The sequence below is a fragment of the Paractinoplanes ovalisporus genome (assembly GCF_016834655.1).
GTDB lineage: Bacteria > Actinomycetota > Actinomycetes > Mycobacteriales > Micromonosporaceae > Actinoplanes > Actinoplanes ovalisporus.
Genome location: NZ_JAENHP010000001.1, coordinates 140661 through 160112, shown reverse-complemented (window position 1 = coordinate 160112; position 19452 = coordinate 140661). Strand labels below are relative to the sequence as shown.

25 protein-coding genes are annotated in these 19452 nt (G+C 72.1%); 14 read left to right on the top strand and 11 right to left on the bottom strand.

Annotation, left to right across the window (positions count from 1 at the left end; translation table 11 throughout):
• The first annotated feature begins 65 nt into the window (after positions 1–65).
• Positions 66–320 (top strand): hypothetical protein, encoded by a 255-nt coding sequence (locus JIG36_RS00760; protein ID WP_203374007.1) that lies wholly within the window; start codon positions 66–68, stop codon positions 318–320.
• Here the strand turns inward: JIG36_RS00760 and JIG36_RS00755 are convergent.
• Both JIG36_RS00755 and JIG36_RS00750 read right to left on the bottom strand, forming a co-directional pair.
• The gene (locus JIG36_RS00755) at positions 317–1477 is read right to left on the bottom strand and encodes an alkaline phosphatase PhoX (RefSeq protein WP_203374006.1); all 1161 of its coding nucleotides are present in this window, start codon (positions 1475–1477) and stop codon (positions 317–319) included. The two genes, JIG36_RS00760 and JIG36_RS00755, sit on opposite strands and share 4 nt — an antisense overlap.
• 118 nt (positions 1478–1595) lie before the next feature.
• Positions 1596–2078 carry a septum formation initiator gene (locus JIG36_RS00750; RefSeq protein WP_203374005.1) on the bottom strand — a complete coding sequence of 161 codons (483 nt, stop codon included), beginning with the start codon at positions 2076–2078 and terminating at the stop codon, positions 1596–1598.
• A 104-nt stretch (positions 2079–2182) separates the two neighbouring features.
• Here JIG36_RS00750 and JIG36_RS00745 point away from each other — a divergent pair, with 104 nt between their 5' ends.
• From JIG36_RS00745 to JIG36_RS00730, 4 genes are all read left to right on the top strand, one after another.
• Positions 2183–2872 (top strand): response regulator transcription factor, encoded by a 690-nt coding sequence (locus tag JIG36_RS00745; RefSeq protein ID WP_203374004.1) that lies wholly within the window; start codon positions 2183–2185, stop codon positions 2870–2872.
• The gene (locus JIG36_RS00740; RefSeq protein ID WP_203374003.1) at positions 2869–4134 is read left to right on the top strand and encodes a sensor histidine kinase; all 1266 of its coding nucleotides are present in this window, start codon (positions 2869–2871) and stop codon (positions 4132–4134) included. The genes JIG36_RS00745 and JIG36_RS00740 overlap by 4 nt, the downstream gene beginning before the upstream one ends.
• 77 nt (positions 4135–4211) lie before the next feature.
• Positions 4212–4826 (top strand): PepSY domain-containing protein, encoded by a 615-nt coding sequence (locus JIG36_RS00735; protein WP_203374002.1) that lies wholly within the window; start codon positions 4212–4214, stop codon positions 4824–4826.
• A 272-nt stretch (positions 4827–5098) separates the two neighbouring features.
• A complete protein-coding gene (locus tag JIG36_RS00730; RefSeq protein ID WP_203374001.1) occupies positions 5099–5740 on the top strand; it encodes a biliverdin-producing heme oxygenase in 642 nt (213 codons plus the stop codon).
• Here JIG36_RS00730 and JIG36_RS00725 read toward each other — a convergent pair.
• Together JIG36_RS00725 and JIG36_RS00720 are read right to left on the bottom strand one after the other, a co-directional pair.
• Entirely contained in the window at positions 5737–7080 is a 1344-nt protein-coding gene (locus JIG36_RS00725; RefSeq protein WP_203374000.1) for an FAD-binding oxidoreductase, read from the bottom strand. The genes JIG36_RS00730 and JIG36_RS00725 overlap by 4 nt on opposite strands.
• Positions 7081–7287: 207 nt before the next feature.
• Positions 7288–8157 carry a helix-turn-helix transcriptional regulator gene (locus JIG36_RS00720; protein WP_203373999.1) on the bottom strand — a complete coding sequence of 290 codons (870 nt, stop codon included), beginning with the start codon at positions 8155–8157 and terminating at the stop codon, positions 7288–7290.
• Positions 8158–8280: 123 nt separating this feature from the next.
• Between JIG36_RS00720 and JIG36_RS00715 the strand changes: the two genes are divergently transcribed.
• The 3 genes from JIG36_RS00715 to JIG36_RS00705 are packed head-to-tail and all read left to right on the top strand — an operon-like array spanning position 8281 to position 11115.
• Positions 8281–9114, top strand: coding sequence for an SDR family oxidoreductase (locus tag JIG36_RS00715; protein WP_203373998.1), 834 nt, complete (start codon positions 8281–8283; stop codon positions 9112–9114).
• 9 nt (positions 9115–9123) lie between these two features.
• Positions 9124–9846 (top strand): GNAT family N-acetyltransferase, encoded by a 723-nt coding sequence (locus JIG36_RS00710; RefSeq protein WP_203373997.1) that lies wholly within the window; start codon positions 9124–9126, stop codon positions 9844–9846.
• 9 nt (positions 9847–9855) lie between these two features.
• Positions 9856–11115, top strand: a complete 1260-nt coding sequence (locus JIG36_RS00705) for an alpha/beta fold hydrolase (RefSeq protein ID WP_203373996.1) — start codon at positions 9856–9858, stop codon at positions 11113–11115.
• A gap of 97 nt (positions 11116–11212) precedes the next feature.
• On the opposite strand, the gene JIG36_RS00700 is transcribed toward JIG36_RS00705, so the two are convergent.
• The 3 genes from JIG36_RS00700 to def form a co-directional block, all read right to left on the bottom strand.
• Positions 11213–11536 (bottom strand): winged helix-turn-helix domain-containing protein, encoded by a 324-nt coding sequence (locus tag JIG36_RS00700; RefSeq protein ID WP_203373995.1) that lies wholly within the window; start codon positions 11534–11536, stop codon positions 11213–11215.
• Complete coding sequence (locus tag JIG36_RS00695) at positions 11533–12012, bottom strand: hypothetical protein (RefSeq protein ID WP_236045470.1); 480 nt, start codon at positions 12010–12012, stop codon at positions 11533–11535. The genes JIG36_RS00700 and JIG36_RS00695 overlap by 4 nt, the downstream gene beginning before the upstream one ends.
• Before the next feature lie 74 nt (positions 12013–12086).
• The gene (def, locus tag JIG36_RS00690) at positions 12087–12620 is read right to left on the bottom strand and encodes a peptide deformylase (RefSeq protein WP_203373993.1); all 534 of its coding nucleotides are present in this window, start codon (positions 12618–12620) and stop codon (positions 12087–12089) included.
• 102 nt (positions 12621–12722) lie between these two features.
• Here def and JIG36_RS00685 point away from each other — a divergent pair, with 102 nt between their 5' ends.
• From JIG36_RS00685 to JIG36_RS00675, 3 genes are read left to right on the top strand one after another with little or no spacing between them, the layout of a single operon-like run.
• Positions 12723–12890, top strand: coding sequence for a hypothetical protein (locus tag JIG36_RS00685; protein WP_203373992.1), 168 nt, complete (start codon positions 12723–12725; stop codon positions 12888–12890).
• A gap of 35 nt (positions 12891–12925) precedes the next feature.
• On the top strand, positions 12926–13294 hold the full coding sequence (locus JIG36_RS00680) for a hypothetical protein (protein WP_203373991.1): 369 nt from the start codon (positions 12926–12928) through the stop codon (positions 13292–13294).
• Entirely contained in the window at positions 13291–13704 is a 414-nt protein-coding gene (locus JIG36_RS00675) for a MarR family winged helix-turn-helix transcriptional regulator (RefSeq protein ID WP_203373990.1), read from the top strand. The genes JIG36_RS00680 and JIG36_RS00675 overlap by 4 nt, the downstream gene beginning before the upstream one ends.
• A gap of 180 nt (positions 13705–13884) precedes the next feature.
• On the opposite strand, the gene JIG36_RS00670 is transcribed toward JIG36_RS00675, so the two are convergent.
• Complete coding sequence (locus tag JIG36_RS00670) at positions 13885–14622, bottom strand: hypothetical protein (protein WP_236045469.1); 738 nt, start codon at positions 14620–14622, stop codon at positions 13885–13887.
• A 70-nt stretch (positions 14623–14692) separates the two neighbouring features.
• Between JIG36_RS00670 and JIG36_RS00665 the strand changes: the two genes are divergently transcribed.
• Genes JIG36_RS00665 through JIG36_RS00655 form a run of 3 tightly spaced genes read left to right on the top strand, consistent with a single transcriptional unit; the run spans position 14693 to position 16701 of the window.
• A complete protein-coding gene (locus JIG36_RS00665) occupies positions 14693–14851 on the top strand; it encodes a hypothetical protein (RefSeq protein WP_203373989.1) in 159 nt (52 codons plus the stop codon).
• Entirely contained in the window at positions 14848–15300 is a 453-nt protein-coding gene (locus tag JIG36_RS00660; RefSeq protein ID WP_203373988.1) for a hypothetical protein, read from the top strand. Before JIG36_RS00665 ends, JIG36_RS00660 begins: the two co-directional genes overlap by 4 nt.
• Positions 15301–15339: 39 nt before the next feature.
• Positions 15340–16701: a dihydrolipoyl dehydrogenase family protein gene (locus JIG36_RS00655; RefSeq protein ID WP_203373987.1), complete on the top strand. Its 1362-nt coding sequence runs from the start codon at positions 15340–15342 to the stop codon at positions 16699–16701.
• Between the two features lie 130 nt (positions 16702–16831).
• Here JIG36_RS00655 and JIG36_RS00650 read toward each other — a convergent pair whose 3' ends face one another.
• The 3 genes from JIG36_RS00650 to JIG36_RS53065 all read right to left on the bottom strand — a co-directional run bounded on the left by JIG36_RS00650 (position 16832) and on the right by JIG36_RS53065 (position 19410).
• Positions 16832–17569: a DUF3152 domain-containing protein gene (locus JIG36_RS00650; protein ID WP_203373986.1), complete on the bottom strand. Its 738-nt coding sequence runs from the start codon at positions 17567–17569 to the stop codon at positions 16832–16834.
• A 63-nt stretch (positions 17570–17632) separates the two neighbouring features.
• Complete coding sequence (locus JIG36_RS00645) at positions 17633–19036, bottom strand: ATP-binding cassette domain-containing protein (RefSeq protein WP_307872506.1); 1404 nt, start codon at positions 19034–19036, stop codon at positions 17633–17635.
• A gap of 248 nt (positions 19037–19284) precedes the next feature.
• Positions 19285–19410, bottom strand: a complete 126-nt coding sequence (locus JIG36_RS53065) for a hypothetical protein (protein WP_268919481.1) — start codon at positions 19408–19410, stop codon at positions 19285–19287.
• Between the last annotated feature and the right edge of the window lie 42 nt (positions 19411–19452).

The window sequence follows — 19452 nt, the reverse complement described above, 5'->3', positions numbered from 1 at the left end:
CGGGGACAGCTCTTCGACGTACAGTGCGATCGGAAGCACAGTGCTCGACTAGGAGGTCGATCCGGATGAGCACCGAGGACAAGCGCAGGGAGTTCGACGACATCGTCGCCCGGCTGACCACGGACTATCCCACGCTGAGCCGCGCCCCCTGGCCCCGCTGGCCCCGGCCGGTGCTCGTGACCGTGTTGGTGACAGCGGGGATCGTCTGGGGTTTCCTCTCGGTGGCGATGGTCGCCTGGGGGATGCGCGGCGTGCTGCTGACCTGCGCGGTCGTCACGGTCGCGGCGGTGGCCGCGATCCTCGACGCCCGAAAATCCTAGCGGAACGGCCCGGTCACGCAGTAGGTGATGCCTCCGGAGGACGCTCCGGAGGTGCCGCGCTGTGACGAGAAGTAGAGCCGGTTCCCGGCCGGGGTGAAGGCCGGGCCGGTGATCTCTGATGCGCTCTGCCCAATGATCCGCAGGAACACCGACACGGTGGCGGCCGACGGGGTGATCAGGCAGATCTCCATGGTGCCGCCGTCCTCGGCCACGTAGAGGTCGCCCGACGGTGTTCCGGTCACGTTGTCGACCCCGGTCAGCGGCGCCGTGCCCGAGGTGACCAGGTTGTCGTCGTACGCGAGCTCGTACGTGCCGGCGGCCAGGTCGACCTGCCACACCCGGTTGTCGCCCTTGGTGGTGAACCAGACCTTGTTGTCGGCGTAGTGGCAGCCCTCGCCGCCGTTGAACGACTTGGCGCCCGACACCTGGTAGCGGGTCTGGGTGGGGGAGCCGTCCGGGTCGGGGACGTCGGCCCACGTGAACGTGCCCGAGGTGCCGCTGCCGGCCCGGAACACCTGCAGCGTGCCGGCGGTGAGGTTGCCCCAGGCGGCCGGGATGTACCGGTAGAACTTGCCGTCGGTCTCGTCCTCGGTCAGGTAGATGACCTGCCGTACGGGATCGGCGGCTGCGGCCTCGTGCTTGAACCGGCCCATGGCGGGCCGCACCACCGCCGAGCCGCCGAGCGGGTAGGTCTCCCACACCCGGCCGAGGCTGATCTCCTCGCATGAGAGCCAGGTGTTCCAGGGCGTCTTGCCGCCGGCGCAGTTCTGGTTGGTGCCGCTGAGGATCCGCGACGCCCCGGTGACCTGCCCGGCCGAGTTGAACACGAGGCGGGACGCGCCGCCGCCGGCCGAGGACGACACCTCCGAGTTCGAGACGTAGACCCACCCGCTCCCGTTCGGGATCACCGCGCCACCGTCGGGGGCGTCGTGCCAGACGTACGAGGTGCCGGGCACCGTCTGCCGGGAGCGGGCCACGACCTGGCTGGTGAACCCGGCCGGGAGCCGGATGCCGTTGGCGTCGGCGGCCTGCAGGGGCCCGTACGGCCCGGTGGCGTTCTGTGCGGGCGCCGCGTACGCCGCCGGCCAGGCGGTGAAGGGCAGCGCGAGCCCTCCGGCTCCGGCGACGGTGGCGCGCAGCAGGGTGCGACGGTCCATGGATGGGTCCTCCTCGTGGGGGTGGTCCCGTCAGGCTGCTGGCCGTCGCTGGCCGCCGGGTGAACACCGCGCGGCCATCTATCGACGGATGTCGAAGTCCTGGAGTCGCGCGACGGGCTCAGTCGTCGTCCCCGCCGTGGTTGGCGTGCTCGACGGCGTGCGGCTCCCCGCCCGAGCAGGTGATCTTCAGCTCGACGTGCCGGTCGGCGCCCTCGAAGCGGACCTCGACCTCGTCGTCCGGGCCCTCGTCGACGTCGCGTACCTCGTAGCCGGGATTGGGTGACCAGCCCCGCAGGAACGCCTGGCCGCCGGCGCAGCCCGCGATCGCCGACCCGCCCGAACTGGGGAAACGGGTCAGGGCGGGGGGACGCGACGTGGGGGCGGACGACGGCGCGGCGGAGGAGGGCGCGGCGGAAGAGGGCGTGGGGGACGGCGTCGCGGCGGCCAGGGCCCGCGACACGTCCTCCTCGCTGAGCACGCCTCCCGCCGTACCGGTCAGGCTCTCGCCGACCAGACGGATGCCGCCCAGGCCGGCCACGGTCGCGACCAGGGCGGTGGCCAGCCAGCCGGCGCCGGCCACGAGGGAACGAGGAGGCTGCATGAACAGCAACTATGCCCGACTGATCACTAAGACTGTCCCCGGCCCGCGCTAAGGGACGGTTAAGAGCGCAGGTCAGCGCGGCGGGGCCGACTACCCTCGGGCCAATGGCCCGGCTGCTGCTGATCGAGGATGACGCGACCATCCGTACGCCCCTGATGCGTGCCCTCAAGGAGCGCGGTCACGCCGTCGCCTCCGTCGCGACCGCCATGGAGGGCGTGCAGGCCGCCCTCACCGACCGGCCTGATCTGGTCGTGCTCGACCTCGGGCTGCCCGACCTCGACGGCCGCGAGGTGCTGCGCATGCTGCGCGCGGTCAGCCAGGTGCCGGTGATCGTGGCGACCGCCCGCGACGACGAGACCGAGATCGTGCGGGTGCTCGACGCCGGCGCCGACGACTACGTGGTCAAGCCGTTCACCGCCGCCCAGATGGAGTCGCGGATCCGGGCCGTGCTGCGGCGCGGCGCCACCCCGCACGCCGACCCCACGATCACCGTCGGCGAGCTGGTCATCGACCCGGCCGGCCGGCAGGTTCGTCTGGCCGGCGAGAACGTCGAGCTGACCCCGCGCGAGTTCGACCTGCTGCACCACCTGGCCACGCGCGCCGGGCAGGTGGTGACCAAGCGTGAGCTGCTGACCGAGGTGTGGCAGATCCCCTACGGCGGCGCCGACAAGACGGTCGACGTGCACCTGTCGTGGCTGCGCCGCAAGCTGGGCGAGAGCGCGACGGCGCCGCGTTACCTGCACACCGTACGGGGGGTCGGGGTCCGCCTGGGAACGTCGGAGCCGCAGCCGTGAGGAATCAGCTCCGGCTGCTCGTGCTCGCCACGACCAGCCTCATGATGATCGCGTTCCTGGTTCCGCTGGCCTTCCTCGTACGTCAGGTCGCGCAGGACCGGGCCACCGTACGCGCGACGGCCGACATCCAGGGCATCGTGAGCGACGTCGGCACGAAGAGCCCCGAGGAGATCCGGCTGACCGTCGAGCAGCTGGCCGTCACGTCCGGCCGCCCCGTCACCGTCTATCTGGGCGGGCAGGTGCTGGGCACACAGCAGGCCGCCACCCCGGCCGTGCAGCTGGCGATGCGGGGGCGCAGCCTCACCGTCGAGTCGGGTGGCGGCCGTGAGATCGTCGTCGCGGTCACCGGACGGGACGGCACGGCGGTCATCCGTACGGTGGTCTCCCCGGCCGAGGGCAGCGCCGGCGTCACCCGTTCCTGGATCGTGCTGTTCGGCCTGGGGGCGCTGCTCGTCGCGCTCGGGGTGCTCGTGGCCGACCGTCTCGCCCGTACGATCACCCGCCCGATCACCGACCTCTCGGACGTCTCGCACCGACTGGCCAACGCCGAGCTGACCGCCCGCGCCGCACCCGAGGGCCCGGCCGAGGTGCGGGAGGTGGCCGGCGCCCTCAACCACCTGGCCGGCCGCATCCAGGAGCTGCTACGGGCCGAACGTGAGCAGGTCGCCGACCTGTCCCACCGCCTGCGCACCCCGCTGACCGCGCTGCGCCTGGAGGCCGAGGGCCTGCGGGACGAGGAGGAGAGCGCCCGCCTGAGCGCCGCCGCCGACGCCCTGGAACGCGCGGTGAGCGGCCTGATCCAGCAGGCCCGCCGCCGCACCGACCCCGAGACGGCCGAGCCCGCCCGGTGCGACGCGGCCGAGGTGGTGGCCGACCGGGCGGCGTTCTGGGCGGTGCTGGCCGAGGACACCGGCCGCGAGATGTCGGTCGACCTCGTCGGAGGCCCGCAACCGGCCGCGGTCTCGGCCGACGAGCTGGCCGCGGCGGTCGACGCCCTGCTGGGCAACGTCTTCGCGCATACGCCGGACGAGACCCCGTTTTCCGTACGGCTGGAAGCCGTCCCCACCGGCGTCCTGCTCACGATCGCCGACCGTGGCCCCGGCATGCCGGCCGGTGTGGCCCGTCGCGGGGTCAGCGGCGGCGACTCGACCGGGCTGGGCCTCGACATCGCCCGCCGGGCCGCTCAGGCCGCCGGCGGGCAGTTCGAGATCAAGGGTGACGAGGGCGGGTCGGTGGTCACGATGCTCTTAACCCGCCCTTAGCGATCATGCAGCGCGCCGCTATCCAAGTTCGCGGCAATCTTCCTCCTGTCAGCACCGAACAACCGGGAGGAAACATCATGAAACGCTCGTACGCCATCGCCGCCGCCGTCGGTGCGGCCGCCGTCCTCGGGGTGACCGGTACGGCCCTGGCCGCCGGCGGGGACGACGCCGGCCCGTCGGCGTCGCCGTCCTCTTCACCCTCTTCGCCGTCCTCTTCGCCCTCGGAGACGTTCCGCGGCGACGGCAGCCTCGACGACAACAGTTCGCCGTCGCCGTCGGCCTCCACCGACCCGGCGCCGTTCGAGACGGTCGAACCCGGCACGGTCACCCCGGCCCCGCGCAGCAGTAGCAGCAGCCCGTCGGCCACGTCGGGCCTGGGCAGCGCGGTGACTTCCATCTCGATCGCCCAGGCCAAGGCGAAGGCGCTGTCGGTCGTCGGCGGCGGCCGGGTGACCAAGGTGGAGGCCGAGACCGAGCACGGGCGGGCCGTATGGGAGGTCGAGGTCTACCACAACGGGGTCGAGCACGACCTGGACATCGACCGCAGGACCGGCGCCGTCACCGACCACGACCGTGACCGCGACGACGACCGTGGCGGAGACGACCGGGACGACAAGGGCCGTCACGGTGGCGACGACGACCACGACGACCGGGGTGGCCGCCACGGTGGCGACGACCGTGACGACGACTGACCGCAACTGATCCAGCCGGTCCGGTCGGAGGGGGTCGGATCGGCTGACGGGAGGACGACCACGGCGTCGACGCCGGTGGGGGTGGCCGGGTCCAGGCGGACCCGGCCACCGCTTTTCTCGGCCAGCGTGCTGCCCTCCGAAAAAGAACCGTTCGTGATCTTGCAATTGGTCATGGGATTAGGTGAGGCTAACCGAACCGGGCCGTGCTCGGCGCGGGGCTGCTCCATGTTCAGGCTTGTCCGTCGCCGTCGTATCCGAAAGGTTGTGTCGTCATGACCGAGTTCGCCGCCCGGATCCGCCGAGCCACCATGGCCGAGCACCGCGAGGCCGAGACCCGCAGTTTCATCTCGCGGCTGATGGCGGGGGAGGTTCCCTACGACGGGTACGCGGCCCTGACCGCGCAATACCTGTACATCTACCGTGAGCTCGAGTCGGCCGCCGCGCGGATGCGCACCGACGAGGTCGCCGCCGGTTTCGCCGATCCGCTGCTCGACCGGGTGCCCTCGCTCGAGGCCGACGTCGAGTTCCTGGACGCGGCCGGCGTACGCCCCCTGGACGCCACCCGCCGCTACGTCGAGCGGCTGCGCGAGCAGTGCCACCACTCGGCCGTCCACTTCATCGCCCACCACTACGTCCGCTACCTGGGCGACCTCAGCGGTGGCCTGATGGTCGGCCGCAAGGTGGCCCAGACCTACGGGCTCGGGCCGGGCGGGATCGCGTTCTATTCGTTCCTCGACATCCCCGACGCCAAGGCCTACAAGAGCGCTTACCGTACGCGGCTCGACGCCCTGCCCAGCGTCTTCGCCCCGGCCGAGCTCGACGTTCTCGTGGCCGAGTCGCAGCTGGCGTTCAAGCTCAACGCCGCGCTGTTCGTCGAGATGGGGACGCACCATTCCTCGCCGGCCGCCGCCTAGGACAGATCAGGAATGGCCGTGAACATCGCCTCCGGGTCGTAGCGCCGCTTCAACGTCAGCAGGCGACCGAGATTTTCCCCGTACGAATCCCGGGCGCGCGGCCCGTCGTCGGGTCCGAGCAGGTTGGGGTAGCCGCCGGGCGGTGCGACCGGGTCGAGGGCCGCGACCACGGAGTCGGCCCAGGCCCGGTGCCGTTCCGGGGAGTCGTCCGGCGCCCACGAGGCGATCACCTCGACCGGGTGGTGCGGCGTGCGCTGCGCGAAGGCCGTCGCCGCCGGGTCGACCCGGGCCGCCGTGCCGTGGAAGTGGTTCAGGATCAGGGCCGAGTACGGCGAGGTCAGGCGGGCCGCGGCGTCGACCAGCGCCTCGGCCGCGGGCGGAGTGACGGCGGCCAGGGAACGGCTGCGCAGCAGGTAGTGGTTGCCCTCGACGATGCTCGCGTCGAACATGCGCAGCGCCGCCGCGTACGGCATGGGCATGATCTGGTCGACCACCGGGTTGCCAAGCGTGCGCATCCGGGCGATCACCCGAGCCCCGGCGCCCTGGTCGGGGCCGCTCCAGAACGGGCAGAGGAACGCCAGCGGCCCCTGTGGCCCCGGCAGGAACCCGGTCATCACGGTCAGGTCGTCGGGCCCGTCGGCGACGATCTCGGCGTACCCGTCGAGCACGGCCGCCCCCTGGTCGAGCGGGAACATCAGGATGCCGGCCAGCACGGTCCGCATCTCGTGCACCCGGAACCGCAGCGAGGTCACCACGCCGAAGTTGCCGCCACCCCCGCGCAGCGCCCACCACAGGTCCTCGTCACCCTCCGGGCCCGCGACCACGAGGGATCCGTCGGCCAGCACGACGTCGGCGCCGATCAGATTGTCGGCGGACAGACCGTGGCGCCCGATGAGAGCGCCGTAGCCACCCACCGTGCTCAGCCCCACCAGCCCGACTCCGCCCACCACACCGGTCGGGGCGACCATCCCGTACGGCTCCAGCGCCGTCACCAGATCGACCGTGAGCGCGCCACCCCGCACCGCCGCCGTGCGCCCGGCCGCGTCCACGGTGACATCCCGCATCCCGGTCAGATCGAGGACAACACCGCCCTCACGCAGCGCCCGCCCTGCCCAGTCGTGCCCGCCGGCCCGTACGGACAAAGCCACCCCGCAGTCCCCGGCGATGCGGACGACCTCGCTCACCTCGCCGACGTCCCGGCACTTCGCGATCATGGCCGGTTGCCTGGTCACGGCCGCGTTCCAGACCCGCCGGGCGTCTTCGAACTCACCCTGGCCGGCCGCCACGAGACGGTCGTCGAGCCGGGCGCGGAGCGCCTTCTCGGCACTTTCCACACTCATCGGAGCCTCCCGGCTGTCGCAGTGACGGGGTGCCCCGGACCCTAGCCACCGTTCACCCGGAGCGCCGTCACGAACACGACTGGTGCCGACCCGGAGGAATCAAACTAGCCTCCTAGGATGCCTTAGGCGTTGTGCCGGGCGTGCCGACTCGCGCGTGCGGCACAGGGCGTTGTGCCGGGCGTGCCGACTCGCGCGTGCTGTGAACGGTCAAGCGCCGGCGGCGTGGGAGCGGGCCGGTGCGGGGAAAGCAGGCGCAGACCCGCATCCTGGCCCGGACCCTGTACCGCCGGCCAGCAGGGCGAGGCCGTCGGCGGAGGGTGTGCCGGGCTCGGCGTGATACATGACCAGCTGCAAGGTCTCGGCGCCGACGATGGCGAGCTTCTCGCGCCGGAGGTGCAGGGGGCCGGCCTCGGGGTGGTGGATCACGGCGGTGTTGCTGCCGCCGCGGCTGATGTCGTGTCGGGACCACAACGCGCGGAACTCCGGGCTCCGGGCCGACAGGTCGGCGATCAGGGACTGGAAGCGCGGGTCGTCGGTGTCGGGCCCTACCTCGGCTCGGAGCTGGGCCACCACCGCGGCGGCGTTCTCCGCCAGGTCAGGGTGGTAGGCGGCGGCCACCGGATCGGTGAAGGCGGCCACCAGACGGTTCACGCCGGGGGCCATCAGCGGCGACAGAGCCACCGCGAGCGGGTTGGCGGCCAGGACGTCGCGGTAGCGGTTCACCACGAAGGCGGGGACGTTCAGAGTGGTCAGGAGCATCGTGATGCCGGCCGGGACCGGCTCGTCGAGACGTGACGGCCGGGCCGGCGCGGGGCGGGAAAGGGCCATCAGGTGGGCCTCGGCCTCGGGCTGGAGGCGCAGCACCCGGGCCAGCGCCGTGACGACCTGGGCCGACGGGGTGCGGTCGCGGCCCTGCTCGAGGCGAAGGTAGTACTCGGCGCTGATGCCGGCCAGCATCGCCACCTCTTCGCGGCGCAGGCCGCGGACCCGGCGGCGGGTGCTGGGCGGCAGGCCGACCTCGGCGGGCTGGACCAGCTCACGCCGCGCCCGCAGGAAGTCGCCCAGTTCGCTCCGCACGGTTCCCACGGTAGGCCCTGCCGCGCGCCCCAACCTGGTCCTGGCTCTACCAGGATGAATCGGGACTCCCCGGGCCGTCGCCGGTGGGCGCACAGTCGCTGGGTGACTTCGAGGAGGACAACGATGGCGACGTGGTTCATCACCGGCGTGAACAGCGGTCTGGGGCGTGCGATGACCGAGCGGCTGCTCGAGCGGGGCGACCGGGTGGCGGGCACCGTGCGGCGGGAGGGGTCGGTCGACGACCTGCGCGCGAAGTACGGCGACCAGTTCTGGGTCGCTCATCTCGACGTGCGCGACCTTCCCCGCGTACGGGAAGTGGTTGATCTCGCCTGGGACGAGCTGGGCCGGCTGGACGTGGTGGTGAACAACGCCGGCTACGGATTGTTCGGCGCCGCCGAGGAGCTGACCGACGCGCAGGTGGTCGATCAGATCGGCACGAATCTGCTCGGCTCGATCGCGGTGGTCCGCGCGGCCCTGCCCCACCTGCGAGTTCAGGGCGGTGGTCGATTGATGCAGATTTCCACGTACGGGGGACTGGCCACCAACCCGGGCGCCTCGCTTTACCACGCCGGCAAGTGGGGGATCGAGGGCTTCATGGAGAGCGTCGCCAAGGAGGTGGCTCCGTTCGGCATCGGTGTGACGATCGTCGAGCCGGGTGGCGCGCGCACCGAGTTCCGGTTCGGCAGCCTGCAGCTCGCGACACCGATGACCGCGTACGACGACACGCCGGCGGCCATGGTGCGTGGTGCCCAGGACCGTAGCCGTCCCTCGCTCGGTGACCCGGTGAAGATGGCCGAGCGGATCGTCGCCGCCGCCGACGAGGAGCCGGCCCCGCTTCGGCTCGTGCTGGGCAGCGACGCGTACCGGTTCATCACCACCGCCCTGCGGGAGCGGCTGGCGCAGGTGGAACCGCAGGAGCGGACGGCCGCTGCCACCGACTGGGTGGGTCCGCAGTAGCGTGAGCTGGTGACATCGCCCTACCGTTCTGAGATCCGGCTCCGCCTTGACGACCCCGCCGCGCAGCGTGACGTGATCGCGCTCGGCTACCGGCGTGAGGGGATAGCTCGCGGCGCCGGTCCCGACCGGGAAGACATGGTCGTCTGGGCGCGGCTGGAGGACGACCCCGAGGGGCCCTCGCCGCGGGTGCTGCCCGACCTGCCGGGCGGGGAACTCACCGACGGGGTGATCCGGATCCGGGCGCTGCACCCGGACGACCTCGACGGCTGGTACGAGCTGCGCAGCCTGCCCGAGTCGGTCGCGGCCTCGGTGCCGCCGGTGGTGCCGCCCCGCGAGGAGGTCGAGCGGTTCTTCTCGTACGCGGAGGGTCGCTGGCTGGCCGGCGAGGTGGCGGCGATGACCATCCTCGACGCGCGCAGCGGCAAGTTCGCCGGGCAGATCGCGCTCTACTACTTCCAGCCGCACCACCGCGAGGGCATGCTCGGTTACGGCGTGCTGCCCGCGTTCCGGGGGCGCGGTTATGCGCGGCGGGCCGTCCAGCTGGTCACGAAGTGGGCGTTCAACGAGGCCCGGCTGCAGCGCGTGGTGGCCGGCACCGCGGTCGACAACATCGCCTCGCAGAAGACGCTGCAGGCGGCCGGGTTCGAGATCGAGGCCAAGCAGGTCGGCATCCTGCCCGCCCCGAACGGCGGCCGCCTCGACGCGGTCCTTTATGTCAGACGCCGCCTCTAGTGTTGGGCCATGATTGCTCACCCGGGTGTCCGCTTCACTGACCACGCTGTCTCCGTGCCGCTCGACCACCGGGATCCGGGTGGCGAGACGATCGAGGTGTTCGCGCGCGAGGTGGTGGCGTCCGACCGGGTGGGTGACGACCTGCCCTGGCTGGTGTTCCTGCAGGGTGGGCCGGGTGGCAAGTCGCCGCGTCCGGCGCGGGCCGAGAGCTGGGTCGGCAAGGCCGTGCGCACCCACCGGGTGCTGCTGCTCGACCAGCGGGGCACGGGGCGCAGCACCCCGTTGAACGCGAACACCGTCGGCGGGCGCCCCGCCAAGGAGCTGGCCGACTATCTCAAGCTGTTCCGCGCCGACAGCATCGTGGCCGACGCCGAGATCCTGCGGGAGCGGGTGGCGGGCGGCGCGAAGTGGGACACGCTCGGGCAGAGCTACGGCGGGTTCGTCACCATGGCCTATCTGTCGGCCGCGCCGCAGGGGCTGCGCACCTGCTACGTCACGGGCGGGCTGCCGGGGCTGACCGCGACGGCCGACGACGTCTATGCGCGGACCTACCCGCGGGTGGCCGCGAAGAACGCCGAGTTCTACCGCGACTTCCCGCAGGACCGGGCCGCCGTGCGCCGCATCGCCGACCACCTGCGCGACCACGACGTGCGGCTGCCCGACGGTGACCGGCTCACCGCCGAGCGGTTCCGCCTGATGGGGGACAGCTTCGGGATGAGCTACGGCTACGCGCACATCCACTGGCTTCTCGACGAGGCCTGGCACGGCGATCAGCTGTCGGCGACCTTCCTCTACGAGGTGATGGCCCACACCGGTTACATCGACAAGCCGCTGTTCGCGTTGCAGGAATACTGCTACGGCCAGGGCAACGGCCCGACCGGCTGGGCCGCCGCCCGTGCGCTGGAGCAGCGGCCCGAGTTCGCCGCCGGCGCCGACCCGTTGCTGTTCACCGGCGAGATGATGTTCCCCTGGATGTTCGAGCAGATCGCGGCGCTGCGCCCGTTCGCCGGGGCGGCCGACATCCTGGCCGAGACGGACGACTGGACCGCCCTCTACGACCTGGACCGTCTGGCCGCCAACGACGTTCCGGTGGTGGCCGCCGTCTACGCCGACGACATGTACGTCGACATGGGCCTGTCGCTGGAGACCGCGGCCGCCGTCGGCAACGTGCGCACCTGGGTCACCAACGAGCACGAGCACGACGGCCTGCGGACGTCGGGTGACGCCGTGCTCGGCCACCTGATGGAGATGGCGTCGGGCGTGCGCTGAGACCCGGGCGGCGTCGGGCGTGCGCTGAAACCCGGGCGGCGTCGGGCGTGCGCTGAAACCCGGGCGGCGTCGGGCCTGCGCTGTAAGGCGGGCGACGTCAGGTCTGGGCTGAGGGCATGACGGCCAGGCCGGAGCGGGCCACGATCTCCTGCAGCGCGGCGACGTGGCCCGCGAACGCCTGCTGCCCGTGCGCGCTCAGCCGCACCGAGGTGCGCGGCCGTTTGCCGATGAACGACTTGCGGATCTCCACGTAGCCCGCCTCCTCGAGGGTGGTGAGCTGCTTGGACAGGGCCGAGTCGGTGAGGCCGACCTGGTCGCGCAGGAACTTGAACTCGGCCCACTCGGTGGCGGTCAGCAGGCTCACGATCGACAGCCGGGTCGGTGCGTGGATCAGCTCGTCGAACCGCGCCTCGACCGTCACCGGGAGCCCGCCAGGGGGCGCGACATCATGACCCGGCGCAGGTACGCCATGAGGGCCGGACCGCCGAACGCGAGCCCGGCGGCGACCGGGGCGCAGGCGATCGTCGCCGGGGCCGGAACCGCGAGCGCCTCGAGGGTGAGGCCGAGCCCGACCCCGATGCCGGCCAGCACCACCGCGAACGCGGCGATCGCAAGTCCGCCGCGGAGCCCGATGAGCTCGTTGCGGACCTGCACGCGGGTGTGGCGCACCACGGCGACGATCAGTGTGGCCAGGCCGATCGCGTAGAAGACGCTGCCGGTGGCGACCGCCCACGGCCGTCCGCTCTCGACGGCGGCCACGAACATCAGCATGAGCACCCCGACCGACGGCCAGAACCAGCGCGGGACCAGGTTGGCATCGACGACCTCGGCGCGGCGGGCCCGCACCTCGGCCAGGGCGAGTTCGGCGTCGATCGCGGGTATGTGCGGTGTCTCCATCACTTCCCCCTCGGGCATGTACTTGCCTGCCAGGAAAGTATGCAGGTCACTTTCCTGGCAGGCAAGTATTTTCCTCAGTGGGGGCTCGTCTTGATTTCGGCGTCGGCCCAGGCCGCCTCGCGCAGTGTGGCCAGGATGCGTTCCTGTCCGGCCTGGTCCTGCCGGTCGATGAACAGCACGCCGTCGAGATGGTCGGTCTCGTGCTGCACACACCGCGCGAGCAGTCCGGCCCCGACGATCTGCACCGGGTCGCCGTGCTTGGTCAGGCCGGTGGCCACGACGTTCATGCGGCGCTTGGTGTCCAGATAGATGCCCGGGATCGACAGGCAGCCCTCGGGGCCGTCCTGCTCCTCGTCGTTGGGGAACTCGAGGCCCGGATTGATCAGGTGGTCGAGGCGGGCCTCGTTGCCCGGCAGGTCGGGGTTGATGGCGAACAACCGCAGGCTGACCCCGATCTGCGGGGCGGCCAGGCCGGCGCCGCGCGACTTCTCGAGGGTCTGATTGAGGTCGTCGACCAGCTTGTGGAGCTCGGCGTCGAAGACGGTCACCGGCTCGGCGACGAGGCGCAGAACGGGGTCGCCGACCTTCCGGATGTCCAGCACAGTCATGGTGACGACGGTACTCAGTCCAGCCAGTGAGATCCGGCTCCGTGGCGGGCCTGTTTCCGATGAAATGGCGCCCGGTCCTACCCGCGGATGACAGGTGCCCGTATGCAGCCCCGCAACACCCACGGTTGGTCGCACCGATCCGGCCGCCGGGCGATCGCCGGTGGGCGCTGCCCGGTCACGCTCCGCCGCCGCCACGGCACCTCGCTGGCCGCCCGTCGCTCCCCGAAGTGCCGGGACGCCGCCCTGAGACTGTTCCCCCGCGCGGTCTAGTGGGCAACTGTATGCGATTCGCATACAGTTGCGTCATGGAAGCAGCGATCAACGAGTGGCACGCGAGTGTGAACGCCGGTGACACCGGCCGGGCCGCCCGCGCGGTCGGCGACCCGATCGTGGTGCTGGGGCCCAGGGGCGCCGGGCCGATCACGCCCGCGCAGTTCGGGGAGTGGGTCGAGCGGTCGGGCATCCGGCTGGTCCCGCGTTCGTGGCATCCGGTCAGCGACCGGCTGATGGTGGTGGAGGAGGACGCCACCTGGCCCGGCGGCGCGGCCCCGACCCGGGTCGCGACCGTGTTCCGGGTGGCCGGCGACAAGGTGACGGCGGCGCTGCGGCTGCCCGACCTGAAGGCCGCGCTGGAACTCGCCTACCTGTGCCGCGAGATGGCGGCCACCGAGTGAGCGGGCCGGGGCAGGTGCTGTTCGGGTTCGTCCGCCACTGGTCACGCAAGTCCGACCGGGGTCGCGAAGTTCTGGTCGTCGAGGCCGTGCACGCGCTGGAGCAGCGCGGTGTCGCGGCCACGGTCAACGCGGTGGCCGACGAGATCGGCATCGACCAGAGCGGCGCGTCCCGCCTGATCAAGGGTGCGGCCGAGGCCGGTCACCTCGTGGTCGGTGGCGCGGCCGGGGACGGGCGTCGACGGGCGGCGAGCGTCACCGAGGCCGGGCACGTGATGCTGGGCCACGCCCACGAGTGGCAGGAGCAGGTGTTCGACCGGCTCACCGAGGGCTGGAGCGACCAGCGGCGGCGCGACTTCCAGCAGGCGATGACGGAGCTGATGGACCGGTCGTTTCAAGCGCCTGTTTCGTAGCTGGGCCGCGCCGCAGCCCCGCCCCAGCTACGAAACAGGCGCTGGATCACTGAGGAAGGTCTCCATGCACCACGACCGGCGGCCGCGGCACGGACCCGGTGTTCCGGCCGGCTCGCGAGGAACCCACGGGCCGGCCGTGGTGTGGTTGTGCGAGGCGTGGTCCCGTACGGGAAAAGGGTCTCAAAGCCCGATCGCTGTCGTGGCGCGGTCGTAACGCCACGCCCAGTCGTCGACGACGTCGGTCGCCATCCGGAACAGCAGGGCGCGCGCCACCGCGGGAACGCTCACCCCGGTCTCGGCGGCCAGCGAGCCGGGCGCGTCGTGCCAGGTCAGGGCGTCGGCGATGACCACCCCGTCGGCGTACGCGGGAGGCCGCCAGTAGGGCGACACGTCGATCACGGCGGGCGGCTGACCGGGCGCCACGAGCACGTTCTGGGTCAGGTCACAGTGGACGATCTGCGCGGGACCGAGCGGTTGCAGCGCCGAGTCGAGCCGGCGCGCGATGTCGGCGAACCCGGGCCGCCAGGCGGCTTCCCGCTCACCCCACGCGATCCGGTCGGCCACCGCCCACCGGTCGTCGCGGTCGTCGAGCCCGGCCGGCCGCCCGAGATGCGCGACGGCCCGGTGGAAGGCCCGGCCGGCAGCGATGACGGTGCGGAAGTCCCAGGCCTCGACGCCGTCGACCCAGTGCGTGGCCGACCAGCCGTCGTGACTCCAGGCGCCGTCGCGGGTGCGGGCGGGCCGGGCGAGCCGGAACCCGTCCTCGGCGACGTCGGCCAGCCACTCGTGAGCCGCACCCACCTCGGGCTTGAGCACCAGGTGACCGGCCCGCCACGACGTGCCCTGCCCTCCGGCCAGCAGAGTGGCCGGCCCGGCCACCCCGAACGCGTCCAGAACTTGGGCGGGTGGCATCGGCACGCCGCGATGATCGCAGGAGTTTCGGGCGGGGTCTCCCCATTTTTTGCGCCTGCCCCGCACAATCGTGGTCATGGACAAGGACGAGGAGAAGCGGGCGCGCCAGGAGCGGTTCGGCCGGCTCCCCGCGCGCGTGTTGCCGCAGGAGTCCGTCGACGTGCGCACCGTGCCGGAACGCCCGGCGAGCGCCATGAGCGCGGCGCAGACCGAGGCCCTGCTGGGTGGCGGATGACGCTCTGGCACAACCGGTTCGAAGGGGCGGGCGGCCCGGGTCGCGGCAAGCTGAGTGGCAAATGTGTCGGCTATTCCAAGGCGTCGCGGCCTGACACGGTCGCCAACCTGGTCGACAGCACGGTCAGCACCCGGGCGCTGTTCGGCAACTACAAGCACCGCCCGCCGTTCCCCGCCCTGCGGCCGTTCACCCCGTCGCCCGGCGCCGAACTCGACCCGGCCGTGCACGGCGCCGACCACCTCACCACGTGCAGCGTCTGCGACGGCCCGTTCACCGACGGCCTGCACCAGGTCTGGCTCACCCGCGGCGTCGGCACCGACGCGCTCCCGCTGCTGGTCAACGCCTGTTCGCAGGCCTGCGTCGAGGCCCTGCCGCCGGGCCGCCAGAACTATGTCGCCACCCCGCACCACGGCGGGCCGGAAGTGGTGCAGCCCGCAACTGGGCGGTGACGGTGTCGGCCGCGGCCCGATGGGACGATCATTGGGGGCATGCAGAGTTTCGACGTGGTGGTGGTGGGAGCCGGGCCCGGTGGCGAGGTCGCGGCGGGCCGGCTGGCCGAGGCGGGCCTGAGCGTGGCGATCGTGGAGGGGGACCATGTCGGCGGGGAGTGCTCGTTCTATGCGTGCATCCCGTCGAAGGCCCTGCTGCGGCCCGGTGAACTGCTCGAGGAGGCGCGGCACGTGCCCGGCGCGGCCGAGGCGGTCAGCGGCCGGCTCGACGTGGCCGCGGTGCTGCGCCGGCGCGACGAGCTGATCAACAACGAGGACGACAGCTCGCAGGTGCCGTGGCTGACCGACCGGGGTGTCACCCTGGTGCGCGGCTGGGGACGGCTGGCGGGGGAGAAGCGGGTCGCGGTCGGCGACGAGATCCTGGAAGTGCGGCAGGCCGTCATCCTGGCCGGCGGCACCCGGGCCACCATCCCCGCGATCGACGGCCTGGCCGAGGCCGACCCGTGGACCAACCGCGAGGCGACCACGGCCAAGGAGATCCCGGCGTCGCTGGTCATCGTGGGGGCGGGCGTGGTCGGCTCCGAGATGGCCCAGGCCTACGCCTCGCTCGGCGCGCGGGTCACGCTGGTGGCCGGGCGCGGGCTGCTGACCCGCGAGGAGGACTTCGCCGGCGAGCAGGTGGCCGCGCGGCTCGCCGAGCAGGGCGTCGACGTACGCCAGGGCCAGCGCCCGACGGCCGTGCGGCGTGACACCGACGGGGTCACGGTGACGCTGGCCGACGGCAGCGCCGTGAACGCCGAGGAGATCCTGGTCGCCACCGGCCGTACGCCGCAATCGGTTGATCTCGGTCTGGACTCCGTGGGGGTCAAGGCGGACGGCTATGTCGAGGTCGACGAGCACATGCGGGTGCCCGGGCAGGAGTGGCTCTATGTGATCGGCGACCTCAACGGGCGGGCGCTGTTCACGCACATGGCCAAATACCAGGCCGCGATCGCCTCGGGCGAGATCCTGGGCAAGCCGATGGCCGCACAGCACCTGGCCGACGGTCCGGGCGCGCCGCGGGTCATCTTCACGTCGCCGCAGGTCGCCGCGGTCGGGCACACCACCGCGACGGCGCGGGCGGCCGGCCTGAACGTGCGGGTGGTCGACGTGCCCACCGACGGCAACGCGGGCGGTTCCTATTCGGGCGGCGTGGTCGGCACGACCCGGTTCCTGGTCGACGAGGACCGCGGGGTGCTGGTCGGCGTCACGATCACCGGCACCCAGGTGGCCGACTTCCTGCAGGCCGCGACCATCGCGATCGTGGGCGAGGTGCCGGTGACCCGCCTGCGCCACGCCATCCCGTCGTTCCCCACCCGAAGCGAGGTATGGCTCTACTTCTTCAACGAGTACGGGCTTTAACTTCACAGGATTTCGTACGGGAATACGACTCCCACCAACACACCACGGCCGGCACCCGCCGTTCCTCGCGAGCCGGGCGGAACACCGGGCACGTAACGCGGGCGCCGGCCGTGGTGGGTGGAGACGTTTCTCAGTAATGCCCGGACGGCCCGCGATACAGGTCGCCGTCCGGGTAGGGCCAGGCGTTCTTCTTACAACCGTGCAGGCCGAGCGTCTGCTGGAGCATGACCGGCGCGAGCTCGCCCTTGCCGGGGCACAGCTCGTGGCCGTTGCCCAGGCGGTGGCCGACCTCGTGGTTCACCATGTACTGCCGGTAGATCTTGAGGTCGCCCTTGTATCCGGGCACCCCACCGACCCAGCGGGCCACGTTGAGGACCACTTTGGCGCCGTTGCGGCACGACGTGTAGTCGTCGGAGGCATCGCCGCACAGCTTGCCGCGGGTGGCCGGCGTGGCCAGGTAGAGCGTGAAGTCGTACCTCTGACCCGGCCCGACCCGCCGGAAACGCCACTGCCCGCCACCGGTCCAGCCGCGGGGGTCTTCCAGCGTCGCGCCCGCGGCGGCGGCGAAACCGGCGGGCGACACGCCTTTGATGCCGCCCTCGACCACCACCCGGTAGCGCATCAGCCGCCCCCCGGTGCCCGCCGTCTCACTCGCGGCCGGCGCGACGATCCAGCGCCCGGTGCCCTCGCGCGGATACGTGATCTTGACAGGGGCACGGGCCGGCCTGGTGGTGGTCCTCGGCGCCGTGGCCTGGGTGACCGGTGGGTCCTCCGGCGGCGGCGGGGACGGGGACGCGGCCGTGCTGCAACCGGTCACGAGACCGGCCGCCAGCAACGCCGCGGCCCATCGGCTCATTCGCATCGTCATGCCATCCCTCCGATCGACATGACGTTTCCAGCGGTTAGTCCGCGTTGCGCTTTGACGACTTCGTCACATCCGCAACCGGGGCCACCCGTCGAGATCGTCCAGCATCTGCCGGTCGTGGGTGGCGATGATCACCGCCGCCGGGGCCGTCGCCAGGGCCGCCGTCAGCTCGTCCACCAGCGTTGCCGACAGGTGGTTGGTCGGCTCGTCGAGCAACAGCACGTCGGGCCGCCCGGCCAGGATCTCCTCCAGGTGGCGCCGCCGGTGCTGACCCGGCGACATCCGGGCCGCCGCCGTGAACACCTCCTGCGCCACATAACCGACGGTCGCCCCCGACAGCCGGCGCACATCACCGGTCGACGGTTCGAGCACGCCCGCCAGCACGGCCAGCAATGTGGACTTGCCGGCGCCGTTCGGGCCGGTCACGAGCAGCCGGTCGCCGCCGCTGAGACGCAGACCTACCGCCGTACGGAGGCGGCCGTTGACTGTCAGGTTCTCGGCGTCGAGCAGCGGAACACCGGCCCGGGTCGCGCCCGGCGGCCACCGCAGCGGCTTGGGCGGCGACGGCAGCGTGATCCGATGCGCCTCCAGGGTCTCCTGCCGCCGTCTGATCGTCTGCACGATGCCCGGCGCCCGGCTCTGCCGCTTGTGCCGGCCGGTGCCCTTGTCGGGCCGCCAGCCCGTGCTCAGCCGCCCCCGGGCCTCCTCGACAGCGCCGGCCAGCCGCTGATGCTCGGCGACCTGGGCGTCGTACTCCTGCTGCCAGCTCTCCCGCTCGCGCCGGCGCCCCTCCTGCCAGGCTGCGTAGCCGCCCGCATAGAGCCGCGGACGGCCGTCCGGTGTCGGGTCGAGGTCGAGAAACTCCGAAGCCACGTCGCGCAGCAACGCCCGGTCGTGGGTGACGACCAGGACGCCGCCCGGATGCTGCCGCAGCCGCTCGGTGAGGAACGCCAGCCCGCCCGCGTCGAGGTGGTTGGTCGGCTCGTCCAGCATCAGCAGGTCGTGGTGCGCGCCGAGCACGCAGGCCAGCCGCACCCGATAGCGTTGCCCCACCGAGAGCGTGTCGAGCCGGCGTTCCCGGTCGGTGCACGCTTCGAGGGCTTCCAGGGCCACGTCGACGCGTCGCTCGGCGTCCCAGGCGTCCAGCCGGACGGCGCTTTCCAGGGCTTTCCCGTACGCGTCGGGGTCGTCCTCGACGGTCAGCAGCGCGGCGTCCAGCGCGGCCAGGGCGTTCCGGGCCGGGCGGATCGCTTCGTCGACCAGGGATCCGACGGTGTCGGCGTCGAGGGCCTGCTCGACGACACCGATCGTGCCCGACCGGTGCACGCTGCCCTGATCGGGTTCGGTCAGCCCGGCCAGCACATGGAGCAGGGTCGTCTTGCCGCTGCCGTTCTGCCCGACGACCGCGAGGCGGGAGCGGGTGGAGACGGTGACGTCGACGCCGTCGAGGACAACACGGTCACTCCGCACGAGTCGGAGGGCTTCCGCCCGTACGTGGGAATGGGTCTTTTCTACGATGTTCAAGGTTCTGCTCTCGGCTCGTCTGGGAGCCGGGCAGCGCTGAGGCACCGCCCGGACAGGAACGCCAGGACGGCGGTGCAGAGGGGTTCTCGTCTCCAGCCGCCGTCAGCGGCCGGTACGCAACCTCATGAAGGCGACACCTTTGAACATGCGGGCCAGGTTAGCCGACGTTCTCCGGTGCCGCCCCCGATTATTCGTCAGCGCAGATCGAACCAGATCTGGCGCCCATCGTTCTGGAGCGTGTACGGCCGGCCGTCCGCCATCCGGATCCGGACCTGGACGTCGCCGCAGGTGCTCTTCTGGACGCCGATCGCCTTGGTCACGGTGAGGGCGCCGGGCGACGTGACAAGCGGACCGGCCGCGCG